The organism is Bacillus solitudinis (assembly GCF_002797395.1).
Lineage (GTDB): Bacteria > Bacillota > Bacilli > Bacillales > Bacillaceae_D > Halalkalibacter_A > Halalkalibacter_A solitudinis.
Window position 1 is genome coordinate 1 of the sequence record NZ_NJAX01000036.1, and the last position, 17,837, is coordinate 17,837.

The following is a 17,837-nucleotide window of genomic DNA, read 5'->3' on the forward strand; positions in this document are numbered from 1 at the left end:
CCGCGTGGCGTAAACTTCCCCCACACCTCAATATAACGAGGGTCCATAAGGTTGATTAAATCATTCATGATAATATTGATACAATCTTCATGGAAATCTAAAGAGAAAAATCATTTACACTACAACGGTTTGTCCCAATCACAATTTAACAAGTCACAAGTTGTGGTCACGATCAGTAAATAAATCATCAAATTTACTGATTGCTTCACGCTGTAATGAAGGTAACGCATGACTATATGTGTTTAGGGTGATATTAACGTTCTTATGTCCCAATCTTTCTTGAATTATCTTAGGGTTAACCTGTTTTGATAACAAAAAAGTTGCATGTGAATGTCTTAAATCATGTAAACGGATCTTAGGTACATCTAACTGATTAATTGTGACTTTAAAAGCTCTTCTAAAATTATTAGGATGTACCCAGTTGCCTATTCTGGTACAAATTACTAGGTCATAATTTAAATAAGAGTTGCCATTTATCATTATTTCGTTGTCAATGAGCGATTTATGTTTCTTCAATTCAGTAATTAATGTTTGTGACACATAAATACTTCTAATAGCTGAAGCTGTTTTTCCTTCATCACTAAAATCAAAGCTGTCATCATTATTTCTAGCAAGTGTTTGTCGAATGTGTATTATCTTGTTTTCAAAGTCAATATCTTTCCACCTTAAACCAAGAAGTTCCCCCATTCTCATACCTGTCTGCACCGAGATAACAAAGCCAATATAATGTCTTGTTAAATTTAGAATTCTTTTAGGAGCTTCCAAAAAGGTATATATATCATCTTCTGTCCAAACACGTATCCTCTTTACTTCTCTAGGCAATGATATGTCTGACAAGAAATCTTCTGTGATGATTCTTTTTTTGATTGCCCTTTTTAAAACCTCTACAACCATACCATATGCTGATCTAATTGTAGCTGGTGCTAGACCTCTTTCTGTATGTAAAGTCGTGATGTAATTTTGAATAATTTCTTCATTGATTTCTTTAGTTTTAACCTCACCTAGATAAGGTAAGATATTATAGTGCAATTGGTCTTCATAATTATTAATCGTACTAGGTTTCAGTTTGATCTTTTTTGCATTAAACCATTGAGTGATAAAAGACTTAAATTTGAGATTAGCGATATTACTAATTTCCTTATTTCGCTCTAACTCTAATTTGATTTCTGAAAGAGTAAGTTCAGCATCTTTCTTACTGGCAAAGCCTCGTCTTTTCACTTGCTTCCTTTTACCAGTTATGGGGTCTTTTCCAGCATCCATAACAAAGTAATATTTGCCATTCACATCTTTCTTTATTGAAGCCATTCACATCACCCCACTTAGGTTTTAGTGATGTGACCAATAAATACGTTGCTTTAATATTAACTTTAAGTAGACATATCATCAACATAAATTTCATGACAATCATCAAGAATTTAAAATATATGATAATTTAACCTATATCTTCCTATATGCCAATAAACTCAATATCGAAATTCCAATCAACAGCTTCAATAACCTTTGTATCGCCATTAAGCAAAGTAATTACAATTTCGACCTTAGTAGGTAATAAATCATGAACTTCCCCATTTACCTTTTCCTCAGCTTCAAATTGTGATTGAACATCTTTAACATTTTCTACCATTTGAAGTGTTGCTACACCATTCATAATATAATTTTCTGTTTTATTCATTCAATAAACCTCCTATAATCACACTTGATATGATTTGTTGTTATCAATTTATCATACCATAGTGTGATAATCAAGGGGTAATTTGAATAACGTCACACTATGGTATATATTATTCTTAGTACCAGTTACTAGTATTTGATAATAATAGGAGGTAATGTAAATGAAATTTGTATTGAAAAAGGTAATGAAAGAAAAAGGTATGACATCTATTAAACTAGCCGAATTAACAGGAATGCATAAGAATGGGATATATAAATTAGCTAACAATAAGACTGAAGGTATCCAATTTCAAACACTTGGAAAGTTAACAAAAGCATTAGATTGTAGAGTGGAAGATTTATTTGAATACATGGATAACGAAGAAGACCACAAAGCCTAATCGCTAAATGGTCTTCTTTTTTCTTTGAATATCACTGACACCGAGTGATAGTTTTTTCCTTATAATTATCCATCATTTTAATTTCCCTTTTTAATAGCTTCTTCATACAATAACTCAGCTATAGCCCTAGATAAACCATCAAGACTCTTTTCTGCATTTTCGTTTTTAACAAATCTTATTGAGTAGTTTTTCTTTTTCACCACTGCAAGTATCTCTCTTCCTTTTGGATCAAACTGTTTCTCCGTCAATAATAAACCACCTTTTGAAAAGTTAGTTTTTCTTTCTATATCCACGAATCGCCCTACGTCCATCTTTCCAAGTTTATGATTTTCTCTTAATTACAATCCCTTCTCTCTTCTAATTAACTCACAAAACTCTTTTGCATATTTTTCAATATTAGGATCGTTTACAACTTGAACGACTATCTCTCTTTTATGCTTCTTATCTCTAATATTAGTTACTGCCTTTTTCTCTATTGGGTTAATAAGAATCACCTCTCACTTCTACCCTACCAAGAATCAAATCAAGATTCATTAGAGTGTTAAAGGAAATTGTTCAAATTAATACCAATTTATTACTTGAAGGGAAATTAGTGGTTATAAATCATGGACTAATTTTATAATTTATTTTATACTTTCCTCCGCTTAACTACATGAAAGATATACCAAGTGCTACTGTACTCCCTATTCCCACAAGTAATTGCATCATCATAGGCATTAATTGTACAAGAATATAACCAATTGAGGCATTTTGAATTAGACCTATACCTCTATCCTTTTGATTAATCATGAACAACAAAGCACCACCTGTAAGCATTACAAGCGCTATAGGATAACTTAATGCCTGAATCATATCAACAAGTGGCATAAATGCATCAATAATCTTATCCTTAGCTGCCCCTTTAACATAATCACTTCCTGGAATACTCATAACAGGAATAGCTTCAACTCCATTTGCATAAGCATGATTAATAAACAGTCTGTTGGTGAGACTAATGGCAGTTACTCCGGTTACTAGCGTGATTAGAGACGCTTTTAAATGGTGAGTATCTGCTTTTTTATTGAATTTTTTTATGGCTTTCTTTATATCTCCAAAATCATCATTATTTAAAAATTCCGAAATACTCCCCACTGTCTGCACTTTATTGAACATGGCTTATCACTCCCTCAATATAATCATTCTCGATCATTGGTGTTTGAACAATGTGCTTTCTATCAGTTAGATATACTCCACGTCCTTTTATAAAGGGTAAATGATGAGCATCCGTTATCCCTTCGCCTAATACAACTTCACTCGCTTTATCTGTTTGGAGCTTAAAACATAGCTTTGCATCACAGTTTTGTTTGATATTATGGTTTAAAACCTCACTATATGGTGTCTGAGTTGCATAAATTAAACGATATCCTAAAGCTCCACCGATTCTAGCTACACGTGATAAAAATGTCTCACATTGATTCTTAATGGGTTTTAGAACTTTGTCTTTTTCAATACTGGGGGATAGCTCTGCTCCTTCATCGACAATAATAAAATGCCTATTTTTGATACCTGCTTCCTTTACATTTTCAAATCCATTCCTTTTTAAATATGTCATTACTTCATTCATTTGTTTATCAATAATTGCTAAAACCTTTTCTGCTTCTTCAGCATTACTTGCTATATTGGTGACTTGAGAACATTTGCTGAAACGGTTAAAAGTAAGACCACCTTTTAAATCAATTAAACTAAACGAGACATTATTTGCTTGATTAATAAGTAGAGTTGTAATGACATTTTTCAGAAATATTGATTTACCATATTGAGTTGTTCCTGCTACAATCATATGCATTATTTTGTCAAAGTCATGTTTAATAAACTCGGTACGAGATACACCAATTGGTATCATCCAACCTTTACATTTTGGCATTTCCTCAAATGAAATTAGCTCAGGTAAAGGTTCACAAAATATGCGAACAGTTAAAACTTTATCGAATGCCATATTCACTTCTTTCTTTTTCATTTTCGGTTTAAACAATTGTTTGAGTTGTTTTTTATAATCCCCTGTAAAATCAAATAGTTTTAAATCAGATATAGATATATCAGGTAATTCGATATTACTATTTAAGCTATCCTCAATAACATCTCTTTTCTTATCAAAGTCCTTGAAGCTTAACCCTTCTGGAATCCTATAAACATAATCTGTAAAGGATTTTTCTTTTTTACTTCTTAATAATTTAGGTGTATCTTCTTTTCCACTATATTTTACAAACAGTCCACATTTACGAAAGATACGATCAAGCCTTTGCTTATCACCACCGTAACTACTCCTCATGTATTCCGCTCCCACCCATACACCACCAGCTATTACCACTTCAATTAACATAACTATTCTCTCCTTTGACCTTGGAGCATCGGATTATAAGGTCTAGGAGTTTGTTGGTAGTGCTGATTTTGTGGTCTTACTGGTAATGGTGTGTTTGGTGGTATTACTCGTTGCTGTAAAATAGGTGTATCAACTTTAGTAGTAGTGACTGGTACTAATTCATTAATAGGAACGTTTTGTCTTTTAATCTCATCATCCAATAGTCTTTTAATGAATCTTGAAAATGATTTCTTACCAATTAAACTCAATCGTGCAATATCCTTTTCATTCATTCTATTGAAACTAATTGAACGCACCCACTTGTTTTGACTCATGTAATCACTTCCTTCGCTGTTCTTGTTACATGATATTAGTGGTACTATTAATATATACGTACTTTTTAAAATTATATTGTACTATTTACAATAAAAAGACACTGGTTATTAGATAAAATAAGGATAATACCTAAAGAAAAAGGTGATTTCATGAATTTAAAATGCAACTTAAAATGGTTGATACCTAAAAGTGGAAAAAATCAAAATGAAATAGCTAATCAAATGGGTGTAAGTAAACAGATGTTTAGTAATTGGGTTTCTGGAAGAAATTACATGAGAGTAGATAAAGCTTATAAATTAGCGAAAATTTTAAATGTTAAAGTTGATGATTTATACGAGGAAATTGATATTACTGATATTAGCAAATAAGCATAAAAAAGACCGTCTGTTGACGGTAGTACTTTGACGGATATTAAGAGAAAAGCTAATATGCTTTTGCTCGCATTATTAGCTTATGTTTTCGGACAAGTTAAATATACCTATAATATTATTCCTTTTTTGGTGACACAATAAATTTATTAATCAAAAGGAGATTTATTACATGGGTAAAAAAGGGAAAAGGAACCAAAAAGGTGAAACGTCTTTTGGATTATTTATGTTTTTACTAATTTTATCATTAGGCTTTCCTTTGCTTTTTGTTTTTAACATAGCTATTATCATCTATTGGTTCGGTTTATTTAGATCAGACTGGAATAAATTTAAATATTGGAAATTAAAGGACAAGCTTAAAGTCCTTGTTTTTGTTTTTTTATTTTCGACAATCTTAGGTGGCTCAGGAGTTAAATTCTTCTCATCTCTTCCTATACCATTGATATTTCTTTTATGTCTATTAGGATTAACCATTTACGGTGTGATAAATGTGTTTAAGCTCTTTTTTATAAAACACTTGCCTACCCTAGAAACAATCGACCAGGTTGATAAAATGGATGGTATTGAATTTGAAAATTATTTAGGTAAACTCTACAGAAAATTAGGATATTTTAGTGAAGTCACAAAGTCGTCTGGAGATTTTGGTGCGGACGTAATCTTAAAAAAGGGAAAGGACAAAATTGTTGTTCAAGCAAAATGTAATGGTGAAGGAAATAATGTAGGTGTAGATGCAATTAATGAAGTAGTAGGTGCTGCTGGGTTTTATAATGCAAATAAAAAAATTGTTGTCACTAATCGCTTTTACACTGAGAATGCTAAGATACAGGCTAGGGCAAATAATGTTAAATTAGTAAACCGTGATTCATTAATTATGATGATTCGGGAAGCAATTGATAAAAAAGGTATTGCTACTTCAACAGAGCCTAATTTATAGGCTGTTCCCTTGAACACGAACCCTAATTCGCTATAATAAGAACCTACATTCCTATTACAAGGTGGTCAACGTGGTGATATGATATTGCGATTGATTGCTTGAAGACTGTGGATAAGATGTAAATAGCTCATTCCACTTAATTACTCCTTTCTAAGAATAAATAAAAGACATCCTAAAATGAGATGTCTTACTCAAGGTACAGCTTATTAAATTCCATTAATTTAGAGATATTGTCATATGATCTCATATAATCTAATTCTAATTCATCAAGTTTCTTCTTATCTTGGAAAACAGAATTAAATTCTAAGCTATACACAGCAAAACTAAAGTATCAAGACCAAGTTAGAGAATTGACAAATCCGTCTTTACTATTTTCAATTTTTGATGAATCATTGGCTACATCGAGTGATTTTAGTTTGTTTTCTGCCTTTTCGAGTGTGGCAACTTGATTACACTCTTTGTTCTCGAAGCAGTCATCAAGTATCTCAACTACCTCTTTATGCTTATTGTATCGTTTTTATCTAAATTTGAAGAAGCAGAAGTACCACATGCCGATAAAATAATAATATTTCATCATAATTACTAATCCATCCATTCAACTAATTAATCACATCACTGCGCCTTAAAGTCTTCCAACCACTCTTTAACTTCAGGATAAGTGGAGAATTTTAACGGTAAAACATGATTTGAATAACCTCGATCAATCCTGATAAGGTGATCTTCTCCATTAACTGTAACAACAAACTTGTAGTTAAATGGTGTCGCTACTATCTCATTTATGACCTTGTTCCTAAAATGTAAAATTATCCTTGATATATCTGCACTTTCTAAATCCCAGCTAACGTCTTCCTTATTTTTAATTTGAATATCAGAGTCTTTAATCTCTACTTCTGCTGAAGTAGTCGCTGCTATAAATTCTTTATTTGAGATATTAAAACCTTGCCTTAAAAGCATATTTGTTTCTGTTTGTCTTTCAATTAGTTCAGCAAAACCAATGAATAATATACCTGTAATAAAGCCACCTATAGTCCACGAATAAAACACAGAAACAACAAAAGCATAACCATCTTGTGCAAAAATAAAGCCTAAAATAAAACCAGCAATAATTTCAATGATTCCAATGTAAAATATAGTCTTTGCAATTCTGTTACGATAGTCCAATAAAACCACCCCTTATTTATGTAATATAAGTAAATAATACCATATAAACAAAAGATTAGAATGATAGAAATAGAAATATACTACTGCTTATTGAATTATTTCCAATAAAAAAGAAGTTTCCTTTTGAAACTAAAACCCTTATAAATTTTATCTGTTTCTGAAACATCAAGCTTTAAACTATTTCCTTTATTAGATAAAATCTAGTTAAAAGTCGTAAAAACTAATTATTACTACTTATTTCACCACTTATCATAGTTGACAAAATTAAAATAAGTCCTCACTTTCACAAGATATAGTATGTTTTTTATAAAAACGAGCACTATATCTTGAATTATTAAAAAGATATATGGTAGTCTTAGAGAGTGATTTGGGTTGGCAAATAATACTAGGAGGTAATACCATGAGAAGAATTAGTACAAGCCAATTGAAGAGTAAATTAAGAAGAGCAGAGAATCAATTGAAACGAGACGTAAGAAACTTAGAAAGAGATTTAAATCGCCAAATAAAAAAATTGAACTCCCGATAACCGCCATTATCAAAAGTTCAATATATAAAAATATGCAATGTAATTTTATCGTATAATTGAAGTCATAGCCAGCCCAAATCATAGTAATATATGTATTTTGTATGAATATACTCTCATTTTTTATTAGAGGTGAAGTATTTGGATTATTTGTTACAATTTTTATCAGTTACTGGGGTAGTCACATTTTTAGGTTTTTTAATAAAGATTATTTCATTATTACGAACTACAAAAGTCGAAAGGATTTTATTAACAGAAGAGCAAAAAATAATTATTTTCATTTCAAACATTTTTTTAATCAGCCTTTTCTTTACTGTTTATACAATGCTTCTTATAAACGAATTAGTTTATTCTTACTCACTCAAGTTTGAAGAAATAACGGCTAGCTTAATAGTTCTCTTTTTAGTATTTGCATTTTTTTTCGGAGGATCTTATTACATGCTTATTACTTTAATCAAAAAGAAATACGCTTATAAAGTTGATAATATGTATATAATCAAGTCTATTAATAAATCAACTGTACTTCTTTGTAATTATCATGACATAAACACCCTAGAGAATGACGCTTATTATCAGTATTATCCGAAAGAGAAATTATTAGAAATGAAAATAATAAGAGAAAATTTAAAAAGCCAAAAAACGAAAAAAAGGGGCTTACTCCACTAGCCGCGTATAGCAACCAATCGAGTAAGCCCCTTAAAAATAGGTGTATATGGTTCGATTTTTCACAAAACTCCCTATATAACTAACAATCTTGAAAGTCTAATATCAAAGTAAGGTTAATACTTCCCTTACCTCTAAATCTTTTTATTTCCCTAATTACGGTATATGAAATTATATTAAACGTGCCAATCTTTGCGCTACACGTTTACGTTTAATAGGTACTCTGTATTGTTTGGCAAATACTTTATTTCCCTTTTGGTATTCAGCCATCAAAGGGAAATCTTTATAGTATCTCTTGATCCGTCTAATAATATCTTTACTCTCCGTATAAATTACATAATACTCATTATCTAATTTCCATGCTTCTGTCATGTTTTCATCTCCTTAAACGAAAAAACCCCACTCACATTTAATTGTGAATAAGGGTAATTTAAATATCATGTAAAACGTACTCCTCTTCCTTTGAGTTCATTTCTAACTGTTTTGAAGAATTTAGAGACTCCTTCTTGATCACTGTACATTTTTTCAATGTTAATGTGCATGTCAATATTTGTACTGTATGTATTGTTATTAGTATTTTGATTACTTGTATTATTATTTGTGGTTTGATTACCTTGAATTTTCTCTTGTAGTCTGTTGTAGACTGCATCGGCAAACGGATCCATTTGACGACCGACAAGAGGAATAATAGCTTCCTTACCTGCTTCACCCGCACCTAGAATAGTTGGCTCATCTACGAAGCCCCCTCTGCGATACCATTGAACATTAAAATCAGGATATGGAATACCAAGGTTATTCTTTTTCATGTCAACGGAAACATGAGGTAATTTTAACTTCGGCAAGCTCCAAGTAAAATTAAAGGCAGACTTGATATTATCTATCATTGTCCGTACAGTATCTCTGGCTGTAGTAATTGGATTTGTAATAGCATTCTTTATATTGTTAAAAATTCGCTTTGCTGTGGAAAGGATATTATCGAATGCACTAGAAATATTGTTTTTCATTGTATTGAATGTGCTTTTCACGTTACTTGATATATTATTAACAACATTTGAGACAGTTGATTTAATACTATTCCAAATGCTAGAAAACTTATCAGAAATGGATGAGAGGATTTTTGAAATGGTTTTTGAGATGGAATCCATGAATTTTGAAATACCATCAGAAATACTACTGGTTACAGAAGAAACCAAACTAGATATACCTTTCCAAATATAAGAAAAATATTCTTTTATGTATGATAAGGCTACGCTCACCAATGTTTCGATTACATTTAATGCTTGTGAAATAATACCTTCAATTGCAGATAAAACACCGCCTACAATTTGTTTGATACCTTTCCATGCTTTATCCCAGTCACCAGTTAAAATACCTAGTACAGTGTTTACAATGCCTAAAATAACATCTAGCACACCTGAGATTACTGTCTTAACATTTTCAAACGTTTTAGTTGCATATACAATAATGGTTTGCCCATATTTATCCCACAACTCAGAAACACGCTCTAGAACAACGCTAATAACTTCACCAATGGCTTCCATTATTTGAGAAATGGTTTCTTTCATAGCTGAAAAAGTACCATCGGAGTCAGAACGCATGACTTCAATCTTCTCTCTAAAGAAGTCAATTACCCCAGTAATAAACTCAAACGTTGCATCCATAGCATCTTGAAGCATAGGAAGAGCAACTTCAGCAATGTTCATCATTAAATCGCCAATAGGAGATAATCCAACCATTGCGTTATCTTTCAACATTTGAAAACGTTCACCAAGGGTAAGAGTATCTTCACCAGCTTTATCAATAGTTTCTGAAGAATTAGCAAGTGTTTCTTTTAACTCCTCTATAGAAAATGCACCTGATTGAATCATTTCAGCCATTTCTGGGCCTGCCTTAGAACCAAACGTTTCAATGGCTAATGCTGTTGCATCTGCTGTAGAATCCATATTTTCCATTTCAGAAATAATTTGTGGTAATACTTCGGCAGGATCTTTTCCATCTTTAGCAATATTAGCAATACCACGACTGAAGGCAGACATAGCCTTATCAGCATCATAACCTTTAGCCTCTAGATTCCCCATTAAGGTAGCTGCATCATCGTATTCCATTCCTGCTTGTCTCATAGTAGCGCCATGCTTATCCATTTGATTCATAAGATCACCGACACCAGCACCAGTTGTTTGTGCAATTTTCCAGAGATTATCCATCTTATCGCCTGACTCTTCAGCACCAATTCCCCATGCTTCAAAGCCTCTTGAGCCTGATTCGATTAATTGGTCACTAGCTTCACCAGAAATACGTGATAAATCTAGATAGCTTTTACTCAGTGTTTCTAAAGATTCACCACTCTCACCAGTTCTTGTATTAAGATCAGCTAAAGCAGTAGCTACTTCTTCCGAATCCTGAGGAACACTTTTAAATACATTCTTAAAACTATCTTCTAAGCCTTTAAGATCCTCACCAGTAGCGCCTGTTCCAGCTCTAATTATTCCTGAAGCTTTCTCAAACTCTTGAGCTGCCTTAAATCCTGCAACCCCTACACCAACAAGAGCTGTACCAATACTAGCAACCGCACCTAATGCAAGACCGCCTAAGACTTTACCCATCTTAGAACCTTTTTTCTCGGTCTCATCCATGCCCTTTTCAGCATTTGACAAACCTTTTTCTAAGCCTGAGCTATCTACGGTTATATTAGCTTGATATGAACCTAAATTATATGTACTCATTTATTTTCACCTCCATCCGCATTGGAAGTGGTGTAACCAGTTAACGCTCTAATAGATGAAAGATCAGCATCTTTACGTGGATTTTGATATCTATGTGCTTTCTTTAAATACTCTCTACCTTCTTCAGTTTTCTGTAACTCTTTTACATGGCATTGTTTGATATAAGCTAGAAAATGACTGTGAGGCAATTGTAGGATGTCTTTATGAGAGAAATTAAGGTAAGAGGCTAGTAGAGCGAAGTCACTGAATAGTTCATACTCATCATTAAAAGAAGAAGCCGTACCCCCTTGATTTGAAGGTAAGTACGGCACTTTTAGTTTTTTGATTCAGCATTCTCAGTTACTTTTTCTTGATAAATCTCAACAACTCGCTTCATTTGTGAAATGCTTAGATTTTTCTCAACGAATCCTTCTGTAACATCCTTTGATTCATCTTGACTTAGAATTAAAGTAACCATCTTCACAAATAAACCAAACTGTGCTTTATTCGTTTTTGCCTTAATTACCTTTTCTTCAAAATCTAATAATTGATTCACTAAATGTACACTAGGCTCTGATGCAATACTAAACATGTTATCCTCTGCAAATTTTAAGATTAATGGTTCCTGTGTTAGCAATGAAAGATCAATAATTTTTGACATATAATACACTCCTCATAATTTTTAATGTTTTTCACAAATAAAAAAGAAGGGTTTCCCCTCCTCTTTAGATTTCTTCTTCAATTTTTACAATGTTGCCATCTTGCCTAGATTGATCTGCAAGTAATTTGAACTCGAAATTAAAGACAGACTCACTCTCAGGATTAAACGTAAGCTGTATTCCTGATCTGTTCTGAGCTTTATACATTTTAAGTTTAAGTTTCTTCCCATCTTGTCGCTTAGTATGTATAAACAAGAGTTGCTTCACTGGTACAGTTAGTTTTCCACCGATACCAAGAGTACGCTTACCAGTCAATTCATCTTCACTATAATAAGTAGCAGAAATTTCATTTAATATTCCCATATCAAGTGTACATACACCAGCATTGAACATAACTTCTTCAGAAGTAACGAAGCTAGCTATAGTTTGATTTAACACACCGCCTTTAACGTCATAAAAATCCGTTGAATAATTCAGCGTACTTTCACCAGAACTTTCCCCAATTTTAAGCATTGCTGCTTCAATTTCACTATCTGTACTTGTATCTAAATCAACTGTCTCAGGTAGAACGAACAGTTCTCCTGCCCCAAAAAGAATAGAATTTGCATTATCTGACATTAACTATCACCCTTTCAATGTGATTAAAAAATATTGGTTTTGCTCGAATACTTTTTCATTTTTATGAAACAAAAAAGACCCACCTGTCATAAGCTGGGAGTTTAAAATTATTTGATTGTTAACTAAGTTTGAGGGACGATCAGTAACAAGCTTTTTGAAATCAAGTAGTTCAATTAAACGACTAGTAATAGCGCTTAACTGCATCTCATCGGCAGTAACAAGCGTAACTTGTACTCTATGCTCATTTGTAACTTCGTTTTGAATCAACGGAACAACATTATAGACAATATAAGGATAATCAATAAAACTTCCTTTTTCGTTTAACTGCTTTTCCTTATCAATTGCTTGTGGTCTACCAAAGAATATTTTTAACTTGTTTTCATAAGGGTAATGATCAAGCAACTCACTTAATTTAGAATCAGAAGTTACATATTGAAAGAAGGTAGTAATCATTTAGGAGTCATCCCCTTAGCAATCATCTGTTGCATAGTGCCTTGATTCTGCTCAATTGAATCTCGTATATATGGCTGAGCTGTAATATTGCGGACAACACTACCCTCATGAACTACTTCAGCATATTCAACATTATTTGTCCCAACTGTAATATCACTTTGATTTTCATTATGTTCAACTTCCGAATTAGTATTTCTACGTAAATTACCTGTTTCACCGACAGGACTTCTCATCTTGCTTTCACGTTCCAATAACATACTAATCTCATTAGCAACCTTTTCACGTTGGCTTCTAACATCTTTAATAGCTTGTTGAAATTTAAATTTACTCAATTGAAGGCTCTCCTTTCTGCATAAGCACTTCAAAGTGTTTATCGTACTTTAGATACTCAGTAACGTAATAGTTCTCTTCATCGTACCGAATACACTTGTGAAAAGTTATATTACTATTCGGTTTACAAAAGAAACGGTTCGTTACTTCCACAAACAATCCATAATTTGTCTCAGCTAATTTTGCTGAGTATGGTTCAACCTCACCCTTAAATGGAACAAAAGTTGTGACTGTTTCATATTGAGGTTGACCTATTGAAGAATAACCAGTAATCGTTTTCTCTTCTTCAATAAAGTAAAGAGTTTTAGTAAGTCTCATACAAACTTCATCCTTCTGTTTTCATTCAACCTACGAACAATACTAGGAGGGAGATCCTTCCTATAAGATTCACTCAAACTACCTTTACCTTCAGATACAATATTCTCAACACCTTTATTACGATAATTGAAAATAGTTATATCCTCTACCAGTTCATCAAGAGTAGAATCAAGCTCTATTACATTGCAATATTTTAAGACATGGTTAGTTGCTCTATCTAGATAAAGAATAAGAACATTGTCTTCACTATAATCATTATCCTCAATATCTAACAAAGCTTTTACATTATTTAAAGAAGGCATATTCTAACCTCCTATTCCTTAGGCTTGGCTTTACTAACTCGTTTAGTAGTTGTTGTTTTACTTGTCGGTTTAGGCTTTTCAACCTTTACCTCTTCATAATTCTTATCCTTTTCACATCGCTTGATATGATCAGCATCGACAACATCCCAAACAAGACCAGTTAGCTTATTTTTAAACTTCAATTCACATCAACTCCTTACTATATAAAAGGAGATAGAGCCATAAAGCCCTATCCCTTTAGTTATGTATTTGATTAACCAATTGTAGCTGTAAGAACCGCTAACGCTTCTGGACGAATAACTTCAGAACCATATACCATTAGACCACGTACACCATCAGCCATAGTATCTTGTAAACGCATAGCTTCAGTTTTATCTAATTGCTTACCATGACCAATTGCTGATTTGTGAAGAGCTAAAATTTTGTAATCACCATTAACATTAGTAGCAATTTCTTCTGAAACAACTACTTGCAAACCATTGATTCGTTGTCCCTCCACTACTCCATTTTCTAATACTGTAGGATTTTTTGTAAAACGATCATCTTTAGAAAGAAGACCAAGCGCCTCAGCATTAATTACTACAAAACGGTCTGATTTAGGTACTTTCTTTTTAGAAAGCTTTGTTCCTAAGTCAACGATATTATCATAAATGTTAGTTTTAGTTAATGCGACTGGAGTTGTATCATCACCGATTACATTATCAGCATGAGCACCAGTATATAGACCAAGAATAAACTTATCTACTGTTTCTTGAAGTGAAGATGAAGCTTCTGACGTATGTGTATCTACTAACTCGCCCGCTGCTTGAATTGCATCAACATCATCTACTGAGAATGCAAAGTATTTTTTCTGATCCATATTTAATTCAACAGGAGTTGTATTTACATCATCCCATGAAATTGTACCTGTATAATCTTTAACTGCTACTGCACCAGCACGATTAAAGATAATCTTATTTCCTTCAATTTTAACTGGCTTTGATGTAATTACTTCTGCAATAGAAGCCTTTCGGAAGTTTGTTAATAGACGACTTTCCCATACACTTGGAATAAATGATTGTACTGACATATTAATATCACCTTTACCTTTTCTAATTTGTTATAGTGCTTCTTTTTTGTCTAGCCTGAAAGACATAAAAAAGAGACTTGCTTATACAAGTCTTAATTAGTTACTTTTTAATGCTTCACTCACAACTTCCCAATCTAAAGCACTCACTTCTTCAGTGGACATACCTTCGAGTTGTTCACGAGTGATTGTTTTTGGCTTCTCTCCATCTTTAGGAGTAAAACCATTAGACTTTAATTTATCATTTACAACTGTCTGTAAGTTGTTTGACCAAACACTCTTGAGGTTTTCTAAATTGGACATTGTAGACTCTTTACTTTTCGTACCATCTTCATCATCGTCTTTTTCTAATGCAATAAAGTAATCAACGATTTCAGAAGGTAATTGATTATCTGTTGCAAATTTTAAAGCATCATTGCGAACAGATTCACGAATAGTTTTCGACTTCCAACGTTCAATCTCAGCTAAAGCCTTCTCAACTTCTAAAGCCTCTGGACTCTTATTAGCAGGGTTACGTTTTGCAATTTCATCCTCAATAAGCTGAGGCATTGATTTCTGCTTAAATGTATCTAAACCCTTAGTAAAATAACTATCTAGTTTAGGCTGTAATAACTTCTTGCCATCTTCTGTATCAAGAAAAGCGGTTACTCCATCAGGTGTCACACTAGATAACCCCTCAACGTATGCTTTTACTTCCTCTTGATCTTTGTTCTCTTCTAAAAACTTCTTAATATCTTCTAAATTCATTATTTTTATCCTCCTACCCTTTATGTTCGAGCCATAAAGTGCAATATTTTTTTTCATATTGTTCTTTAAAATGTCTGCAACATGAAAAAAGACATAATAATAAAGCTAAATAATTTCCTTAGCTTCTGCCCATTCCTCATAATTTTGATAAGGAATATACTCTTTTGTTTCATTATCTTTTCTAATATTCGTACCACCTTCTAAATAAGGAACCGTGGTACACTTACAGTTTGGATGTCTAATTGGATCATAGCCAATATCATAAACATTTCCATCGAGTGAAGCACATTCTGAACATGTATTCGCTTCTAGAGTCGCTAAGTGCTGTACTCTTTCAATCCCATTTTCCCTATATACCTTTTGACGAGAATCTTCTATTATATGTGCAGTCTCAGTCCTAACTAACCTTTGAGATTGATAAGATTTACTATCAAATTGCTCATCAAATACTTTTGCAATCTTTTCTAGTTTATGACCTTCTCTAATTCCTCTATCAAGATTAGTAGACAATGCTTCTTTTAAAGCTTGACTGTTCATCCAAATTCTTTCAGAGTAATGAGCATCAGTCCAATTGTTATTGATAAAGCCATCTAGAATAGATTGATTAATCTTATTAAAATTAATACTCACACCAATATTTTTCTCTAATGTGAAAGCACTTCTATAATATGATTGAGTGAAGGCTGCACCAAGAATAGCGGTTATTGTAACTACCTCAAGAGTAGCAATTTTAGCTATCTCTTCCCCTGCTTGTTCCTCAAATTGATCAATTACACCAGTTAAATAAGCTTGATTGTAATCAATAACACCATCTTCAGCATAATCCATATATAATGAAGCAAGTAGTTGTTTAAGCTTGTCTCTACTCCCTTGATACTGAGCTAAAACTTTAATATATTCCTCATCAGATTCATTAAGTAATTGCTCAAGAATGGCTAATAGTTCATCATTCATTTACATTACCTTGTGTTCTTCTTATAGCTTCGTCAAGATTCATTGTGTCAGACTTGGCTTGAAGCTTCTTAATTTCTAATGAAGGTTCTGAAATTTTCGGATGCCAACTGAGGAGAGTTTCAAGGGGAACAATATTAACTAATTTGGAAATTTCATCTGTGATTGCTGCTTCATCTGCAGGAACATTTCGAGTCCAAGAAAATTTTATATCTGAAGGTTCATACTCTTTACCTTGTTTATTCAACACAGTAACAATCATACGAATACGTTTTCTTAATGCCTTTTCCATCTTACGCTCTTTCATACTGCTCTTTGTTTCTAATCCGAACAGATGAAATTTAAGAGCTTGACCACTGAGGTTACTTGAAAATTTAGCTGAAGTTAAACGAGGTGTATCTGAATGCTCATGAATTTGATGATCAAGTGTCTCAAAAAGAGTATTTTGAAATTCGGAGTCTGCATTTTTCGTTAACCATTTTGCCTGGTTTACATCTTCTAATAGCAATATTCCATCCTGCTTAAGCTTCTGTAAATCCTCACTAGTGCTTCCTGAGTGACCAGCCAAAACTAAATAAGCATTAACCCAACTCTCAACACTATTCACTGAGTCTGATAATAACTTTTCAATTGCATCTACTTTAGGAATAAATTCTTCAAAATCCCCTTGTTCTTCTTCATTATTTAAAAAGATTGAAATGGGAACTTCATTAAAGTAATGTTCTAAATCCTCTTCGGAAGAGTCTGAAACGTATGTTTCACCATTGTCATTAGAAATAAAATGATAAATTCCTGAATGATCATATACTTCAACTTTAATAATCTTCTTTCGTTTATCCTCTTGTCTTTTTTCTTCCCAATACCTTAAACCAAATTGAACATTTCCTTTATTATCGTTTTCTACATACATTTCCATTGGAGAATAATAGTTAAATCGAATCTTTCCACCTCTATCAATGTAATATAGCTCATAGCATTTACCGAAAATAGAAAAATTCTTAACGATTTCAGCATTTACATCTTCTTCATTGTTTATAAAGTTAATATTTTTCAAGTCTTCTAGAAATAACTCATTATTTGACTTACTAACATATGCAAGTGGAATAGATGCAAAATAGCCTAAAAGTGTATTAATAATCATTTTTGGATATGAGGTTGTTACCTTATTATTTGGCTTACTTGGATCTGCTAATTTTCTATTCAAGATTGCATGATTGCCAATGTAATAGTTATAGAGCTTATTAAGCCTTGGTAATTCTAATTTATGCTTCTTAATAGCTTCTTTAATTTGATTAGAAGTAATCAATATTTCACCTT

At 32.5% G+C, this 17,837-nt stretch carries 24 protein-coding genes and 1 pseudogene; 4 read left to right on the plus strand and 21 right to left on the minus strand.

The window, feature by feature from the left end; all coding sequences use genetic code 11:
- The 3 genes and pseudogenes from CEF19_RS22595 to CEF19_RS22605 form a co-directional block, all read right to left on the minus strand.
- Positions 1-98, minus strand: a pseudogene (locus tag CEF19_RS22595) (preQ(1) synthase); the annotation flags it as partial.
- 55 nt (positions 99-153) lie between these two features.
- A complete protein-coding gene (locus tag CEF19_RS22600; RefSeq protein ID WP_100408426.1) occupies positions 154-1,305 on the minus strand; it encodes a site-specific integrase in 1,152 nt (383 codons plus the stop codon).
- Positions 1,306-1,447: 142 nt separating this feature from the next.
- Complete coding sequence (locus tag CEF19_RS22605; RefSeq protein WP_100408427.1) at positions 1,448-1,672, minus strand: hypothetical protein; 225 nt, start codon at positions 1,670-1,672, stop codon at positions 1,448-1,450.
- 160 nt (positions 1,673-1,832) lie between these two features.
- On the opposite strand from CEF19_RS22605, the gene CEF19_RS22610 reads away from it, so the two are divergent.
- Positions 1,833-2,051 carry a helix-turn-helix domain-containing protein gene (locus CEF19_RS22610; protein ID WP_100408428.1) on the plus strand — a complete coding sequence of 73 codons (219 nt, stop codon included), beginning with the start codon at positions 1,833-1,835 and terminating at the stop codon, positions 2,049-2,051.
- 77 nt (positions 2,052-2,128) lie between these two features.
- Here CEF19_RS22610 and CEF19_RS23400 read toward each other — a convergent pair whose 3' ends face one another.
- The 4 genes from CEF19_RS23400 to CEF19_RS22625 form a co-directional block, all read right to left on the minus strand.
- A complete protein-coding gene (locus CEF19_RS23400) occupies positions 2,129-2,344 on the minus strand; it encodes a hypothetical protein (protein WP_157801086.1) in 216 nt (71 codons plus the stop codon).
- 355 nt (positions 2,345-2,699) lie between these two features.
- Positions 2,700-3,203, minus strand: coding sequence for a hypothetical protein (locus tag CEF19_RS22615; protein WP_100408429.1), 504 nt, complete (start codon positions 3,201-3,203; stop codon positions 2,700-2,702).
- A complete protein-coding gene (locus CEF19_RS22620; protein ID WP_100408430.1) occupies positions 3,193-4,410 on the minus strand; it encodes an FtsK/SpoIIIE domain-containing protein in 1,218 nt (405 codons plus the stop codon). Before CEF19_RS22620 ends, CEF19_RS22615 begins: the two co-directional genes overlap by 11 nt.
- 2 nt (positions 4,411-4,412) lie before the next feature.
- Positions 4,413-4,724: a hypothetical protein gene (locus CEF19_RS22625; protein WP_100408431.1), complete on the minus strand. Its 312-nt coding sequence runs from the start codon at positions 4,722-4,724 to the stop codon at positions 4,413-4,415.
- A 150-nt stretch (positions 4,725-4,874) separates the two neighbouring features.
- Here CEF19_RS22625 and CEF19_RS22630 point away from each other — a divergent pair, with 150 nt between their 5' ends.
- Together CEF19_RS22630 and CEF19_RS23910 are read left to right on the plus strand one after the other, a co-directional pair.
- Entirely contained in the window at positions 4,875-5,093 is a 219-nt protein-coding gene (locus CEF19_RS22630) for a helix-turn-helix transcriptional regulator (protein ID WP_100408432.1), read from the plus strand.
- A 172-nt stretch (positions 5,094-5,265) separates the two neighbouring features.
- A complete protein-coding gene (locus tag CEF19_RS23910) occupies positions 5,266-6,027 on the plus strand; it encodes a restriction endonuclease (RefSeq protein ID WP_227522132.1) in 762 nt (253 codons plus the stop codon).
- A gap of 612 nt (positions 6,028-6,639) precedes the next feature.
- Here CEF19_RS23910 and CEF19_RS22640 read toward each other — a convergent pair.
- Positions 6,640-7,188: a hypothetical protein gene (locus tag CEF19_RS22640; RefSeq protein WP_100408433.1), complete on the minus strand. Its 549-nt coding sequence runs from the start codon at positions 7,186-7,188 to the stop codon at positions 6,640-6,642.
- A 664-nt stretch (positions 7,189-7,852) separates the two neighbouring features.
- On the opposite strand from CEF19_RS22640, the gene CEF19_RS22645 reads away from it, so the two are divergent.
- Positions 7,853-8,377, plus strand: coding sequence for a hypothetical protein (locus tag CEF19_RS22645; protein ID WP_100408434.1), 525 nt, complete (start codon positions 7,853-7,855; stop codon positions 8,375-8,377).
- 168 nt (positions 8,378-8,545) lie between these two features.
- On the opposite strand, the gene CEF19_RS22650 is transcribed toward CEF19_RS22645, so the two are convergent.
- From CEF19_RS22650 to CEF19_RS22710, 13 genes are all read right to left on the minus strand, one after another.
- Positions 8,546-8,746, minus strand: coding sequence for a hypothetical protein (locus tag CEF19_RS22650; RefSeq protein WP_100408435.1), 201 nt, complete (start codon positions 8,744-8,746; stop codon positions 8,546-8,548).
- Positions 8,747-8,811: 65 nt separating this feature from the next.
- Positions 8,812-11,097 (minus strand): phage tail tape measure protein, encoded by a 2,286-nt coding sequence (locus CEF19_RS22655; protein ID WP_100408436.1) that lies wholly within the window; start codon positions 11,095-11,097, stop codon positions 8,812-8,814.
- 313 nt (positions 11,098-11,410) lie between these two features.
- Positions 11,411-11,737 (minus strand): hypothetical protein, encoded by a 327-nt coding sequence (locus CEF19_RS22665; protein ID WP_100408438.1) that lies wholly within the window; start codon positions 11,735-11,737, stop codon positions 11,411-11,413.
- A gap of 64 nt (positions 11,738-11,801) precedes the next feature.
- Positions 11,802-12,353: a hypothetical protein gene (locus CEF19_RS22670; protein WP_100408439.1), complete on the minus strand. Its 552-nt coding sequence runs from the start codon at positions 12,351-12,353 to the stop codon at positions 11,802-11,804.
- A gap of 6 nt (positions 12,354-12,359) precedes the next feature.
- Entirely contained in the window at positions 12,360-12,806 is a 447-nt protein-coding gene (locus CEF19_RS22675; protein ID WP_100408440.1) for a hypothetical protein, read from the minus strand.
- Complete coding sequence (locus CEF19_RS22680; RefSeq protein ID WP_100408441.1) at positions 12,803-13,138, minus strand: HK97 gp10 family phage protein; 336 nt, start codon at positions 13,136-13,138, stop codon at positions 12,803-12,805. The genes CEF19_RS22675 and CEF19_RS22680 overlap by 4 nt, the downstream gene beginning before the upstream one ends.
- Complete coding sequence (locus CEF19_RS22685) at positions 13,131-13,454, minus strand: hypothetical protein (RefSeq protein ID WP_100408442.1); 324 nt, start codon at positions 13,452-13,454, stop codon at positions 13,131-13,133. Before CEF19_RS22685 ends, CEF19_RS22680 begins: the two co-directional genes overlap by 8 nt.
- On the minus strand, positions 13,451-13,756 hold the full coding sequence (locus tag CEF19_RS22690; protein ID WP_100408443.1) for a phage head-tail connector protein: 306 nt from the start codon (positions 13,754-13,756) through the stop codon (positions 13,451-13,453). Before CEF19_RS22690 ends, CEF19_RS22685 begins: the two co-directional genes overlap by 4 nt.
- An 11-nt stretch (positions 13,757-13,767) precedes the next feature.
- Positions 13,768-13,938 carry a hypothetical protein gene (locus tag CEF19_RS23625; RefSeq protein WP_198510385.1) on the minus strand — a complete coding sequence of 57 codons (171 nt, stop codon included), beginning with the start codon at positions 13,936-13,938 and terminating at the stop codon, positions 13,768-13,770.
- Positions 13,939-14,009: 71 nt separating this feature from the next.
- Positions 14,010-14,825 carry a phage major capsid protein gene (locus CEF19_RS22695; RefSeq protein WP_100408444.1) on the minus strand — a complete coding sequence of 272 codons (816 nt, stop codon included), beginning with the start codon at positions 14,823-14,825 and terminating at the stop codon, positions 14,010-14,012.
- 96 nt (positions 14,826-14,921) lie between these two features.
- On the minus strand, positions 14,922-15,569 hold the full coding sequence (locus CEF19_RS22700) for a capsid assembly scaffolding protein Gp46 family protein (protein WP_157801087.1): 648 nt from the start codon (positions 15,567-15,569) through the stop codon (positions 14,922-14,924).
- A 105-nt stretch (positions 15,570-15,674) separates the two neighbouring features.
- The gene (locus CEF19_RS22705) at positions 15,675-16,523 is read right to left on the minus strand and encodes a minor capsid protein (RefSeq protein ID WP_100408446.1); all 849 of its coding nucleotides are present in this window, start codon (positions 16,521-16,523) and stop codon (positions 15,675-15,677) included.
- The gene (locus CEF19_RS22710; protein WP_157801088.1) at positions 16,516-17,826 is read right to left on the minus strand and encodes a phage portal protein; all 1,311 of its coding nucleotides are present in this window, start codon (positions 17,824-17,826) and stop codon (positions 16,516-16,518) included. The genes CEF19_RS22705 and CEF19_RS22710 overlap by 8 nt, the downstream gene beginning before the upstream one ends.
- Positions 17,827-17,837 lie beyond the last annotated feature (11 nt).